This window comes from Mycobacterium helveticum, assembly GCF_007714205.1.
GTDB classification, from domain to species: Bacteria; Actinomycetota; Actinomycetes; order Mycobacteriales; family Mycobacteriaceae; genus Mycobacterium; species Mycobacterium helveticum.
On the sequence record NZ_VMQU01000227.1, the window covers coordinates 1 to 3,674 of the forward strand.

Sequence of the window (3,674 nt, forward strand, 5' to 3'; positions counted from 1 at the left end):
GGTGCCCGCTGCGGCGTGTCGCTGTGTGAGGTGGTCGGTGAAGAACGCTTGCAGGGTCGGCGCGAGCAGGCTCATGGCAGGTCTCCCAGGACGTCGGCGAGGCGGTCGCCGGCCACCGCCAGCAGTTCGGGGGATGCTTGCAGATACCAGTAGGTGCAAGCAGGGTTCGCGTGACCGAGAACGCTCGACAGCAGCGGGAGTTTCGCATCGACATCGACGCCTTGACGGTGCCAGTCGAGGAGTTGACGCACGGCCAGACTGTGCCGCTTATGGGGAATTCCCCATAAGCGCCATTATGCGGACGGCCGGGTTATGCGCCCTGCCAGGGTGATTCGGCTGGTGGGGACGGTACCGGTGGTGGTTTCGTCTGCATAATCCTGTCGGCTGTTGGGGTCAGCGTGCCAGTGTGTCGAGCCAGCCGATCAGGGAGGTGTCCGAGGTCCAGTCCGGCAATGCATCGGGGGTGAGTGGCTCGTAGGCGCTTTCGATCGCTTTGCGTTTGGTTTCGGCGTCTGCGCGAGCGTAGATCTCGGTGGTGGACACGTCGGCGTGGCCGAGCAGGTCGCGGATGTAGATCAGGTTGACGCCGGCCTGGATCAGGTGCATCGCTTTGCTGCGCCGCAGGGTGTGGGGTGTGACCGGCAGTCCGAGAGCCCAGCTGGGATCGCGTTTGCGGACGGCCCGCACGTGGCGGGTCAGGAGCTTGGCGACGCCGGACCGGGTCATCCTGGAGTGGTTGGGTCCGTGGAACAGTGGGTCGGTGTCGGTGCCGAGGCCGGGGTGCGGGTCGCGGTGCTCGAGGTAGTCGGTGACGAGCCGGGCGGTGGGGCCCATCAGGGGCAGGTAGCGGATCTTGGATCCCTTGCCGCGGATCGTCACTGTCATCGGGTCGGAGCCGCGGATGTCGGCGACGTTGAGGTCGCAGAGCTCTTGGACGCGGGCGGCGGTGTCGTAGGCCAATGCGAGTAGGACGGTGTCCCGGATAGCGCGTGCGTTGGCTGTGCCGGGTTCGGCGAGCAGCGTTTTGATCTCGTCGCCGGTCAGGTGCCCCAGGTTCGGGGCCGGGGTGTTTTTGTGCCGGATCGCCAGGACTTGGGTGAGCTGGTCGAGGCGGTCGGGTTTTTCGATGGCGGTGTAGCGGCAAAACGACTTGATCACCGCGAGACGCTGGTTGCGGGTGGTTGTCGAGCAGCCCCGTTCGGCCTGTAGCCAGTTCAGGAACCGCAGGATCCGTGGCCGGTCGATGTCGGCCAAGCGCAGTTTCTCGGGCGGGATGTGTTCTGCGTCTTTGAACCAGGTCAGCAGCAGCTTGATCGCGTCCCGGTAGGAGGCCACGGTCGCCGGCGAGGCGGCGCGTTCGCCGGCCAGGTGATCGGTGAAGAACTTCGCCAGCCAGCGCCCGGCCAGATCCGGGGGCGGGGCAGGCCGCGGGCTCACGGCTGCTCCTCGAGTGGGGCGGGGATGACGTAGCCGAACCGGAGTTGGGCTTTGGCCATCACGTCGGGGTAGGCGTCGGCGGTCAACCTCAGGTAGTACTGGGTGCCGCGAAGGTCGGCGTGCCCCATGTAGCAGGCCAGGTAGGGCAGCATCACACTCAGGTCGGCACCACCTGCGGCCCAGCGCCGCAGGTTGGTTACCGCGAAGCCGTGGCGCAGCGAGTGCGGGTGCGGACCGCCGGTGAAGTGGGCGATGCCGGCGTCGGCCAGGTAGCCGCGAAACCGCACGTATATCGTCGCCTGGTTGATCGGCCTGCCCGCGGCCCTGCTGTAGAACACGTAGTCGCTGTGCTCGGGGGCTGGATGGGCGGCCGCGGTGTAGCCCTGCAAGGCAGCGGTGAGCCGACCTGTGATCGGAATCCTCCGGCCCGCACCGTTTTTCGTGTCGCGGATGTGTAGCGTCGCGACGCTTGTGTCCACGTCCGACAACCGCAGGTTGAGCGCCTCGGAAACCCTCAGGCCGGCGCCGTACAACATCCGGAACAGGACCGGGTCGACCAGCGCCTTATTCGAGTAGGACGACATGGGCTGGGTGTCGATCGCGGCGAACAAGCGCCGCACCTCGTCGTCGGTGAGCACATACGGCGGCTGGTGTTGCGCGTCACTGATCTTGCACATGGTGGCGTCACTGTCGTTGAGGCTGGTTTGGGTGTGATTTGACCCCTCCTGGTGGTGTCGGGCGGGGCTGTCGGTGGTCGCGGTGTCGTGGTGGTGGTCATGGTGTCGCGGGCTGGAGGTCGTGGTTGGTTTCGGTGACCGCGGTTCGGGCGCTGGCCTCGTCGATGAGGTTCTTGTCGGCGGTGCAGGCGGCGATGAGGGCTGCGATGGCGAGCCGGTTGATACCGCGGGGTTTGCCGCGGCTGGATTGGTGGATGAGCGCGATGGCGTCGTCGGTGAACAGCGGATCGGATCGGCCCGTCAGTTGGAGGTGGTGACGTAGGTAGCCGGCGGTCTCTTCGCTGGTCATGCCGGTCATGGTGCGGCGCACGGTGATGCGTTGTTCGAGCGCGGCCAGGGTGCCCAGCGCCATTTTGGCGGCGAGGGTGGGTTGGCCGAGAAGGATGGTGGCGAACGGGGATTCGGTATCGAGCCGGTGGTTGGTGAGCAGTCGTAGTGCTTCGAGGGCATCGTGGCAAAGCAGATGGGCTTCGTCGATGCACACGATGGGAACACGACCGCGTTCGGCTGCTTCGGCGGCCAGTGCGTCGCGGGCTTGCGGGACCAGGGAGGCGTTGTGGAAGCTGGGCCGCCCGCCGAGCGCGGAGACGATGTGGTGGTAGATGCCGCGGGCGCCGACGGTGGGGTCGGGGATGTAGATCAGGTGGTGGCGGGCCGGTTCGGCGCGGTCGATCGCCGCGCGGGCGGCGACGGTCTTGCCGACGCCGACTTCGCCGGTGATCACGGTGATGCCGCGGGTGGCGATGCCGTAGCCGATGCGGGCGGCGGCTTGGGCGTGATCACCGCTGCGGAACAGCATGCCCGGTGCCAGGGCACGGCCAAAGGGCATGGTGGTGAAGCCGAAATAGGATTGGATTTTGTCGAGCATGATGGTCCGTTCCCCGGGGCTGGCCCGGTGGTTGAGGTGAATGGTGTTGTGGGTCAGGTGTTTTCCTGGTCATCCTGGTCATCCTGGTTGTGTTGGGTTGGTTCGATGTCGTCGCCGGCCAGGGCGAGGTAGTTGATCGCCTGGCCCACGTCGGCTTGGTGTGCTTGTTCGAGCAGGTGCAGGTAGTCGATGCCGGTGGCTTCGACGGGGGTGGTGGCCCCGGGTTTGATCGCGGGGTGGGTGTGGCGGCCGATGGTGTGCGGTACGGCTCGCCCCATCGGTTTGCCCTGGTATTCAACGTCGATGGTGGTCAGGTCGAACGGGGTGAACAGCAGGTCCACGATGCGCCCGACCAGAGCGGCGTCGACCTGATAGCGGTTACCGTGCAGCGAAATCGTGGCGGTGGCAGTGACTCTGCGCTGCTCACGCCATAAAAATGCCCGCCGCAGCAGCGCTGTATCCGGTCGCGGCGCCGGGGTGCGGCCCTCGGCGTGGTAGCGCGCTGCCGGGGTGGCGCCGGTCTCGGAATGCACGGCCCGGTGATACTGCTGGTGGCACCATGCGGTGAACAACCGGTTCAGCTCATCGAGCGAATCGACTCCGCCGGCGGCTTCGATCTCGACCAGGAATTG

Annotated in this window: 5 protein-coding genes; all 5 read right to left on the reverse strand. The window is 66.5% G+C overall.

From position 1 onward, the window contains the following. Positions 1 to 71: 71 nt before the first annotated feature. On the reverse strand, positions 72 to 251 hold the full coding sequence (locus FPZ47_RS26830; RefSeq protein WP_144957237.1) for a site-specific integrase: 180 nt from the start codon (positions 249 to 251) through the stop codon (positions 72 to 74). Between the two features lie 142 nt (positions 252 to 393). After that, complete coding sequence (locus FPZ47_RS26835) at positions 394 to 1,437, reverse strand: tyrosine-type recombinase/integrase (protein ID WP_144957236.1); 1,044 nt, start codon at positions 1,435 to 1,437, stop codon at positions 394 to 396. After that, on the reverse strand, positions 1,434 to 2,114 hold the full coding sequence (locus FPZ47_RS26840; RefSeq protein WP_144957233.1) for a tyrosine-type recombinase/integrase: 681 nt from the start codon (positions 2,112 to 2,114) through the stop codon (positions 1,434 to 1,436). Before FPZ47_RS26840 ends, FPZ47_RS26835 begins: the two co-directional genes overlap by 4 nt. 97 nt (positions 2,115 to 2,211) lie before the next feature. Next, positions 2,212 to 3,042 (reverse strand): ExeA family protein, encoded by an 831-nt coding sequence (locus FPZ47_RS26845; protein WP_144957230.1) that lies wholly within the window; start codon positions 3,040 to 3,042, stop codon positions 2,212 to 2,214. Between the two features lie 53 nt (positions 3,043 to 3,095). Further along, a partial coding sequence (locus tag FPZ47_RS26850) for a Mu transposase C-terminal domain-containing protein (protein WP_210420027.1) occupies positions 3,096 to 3,674 on the reverse strand: 579 nt, incomplete at its 5' end.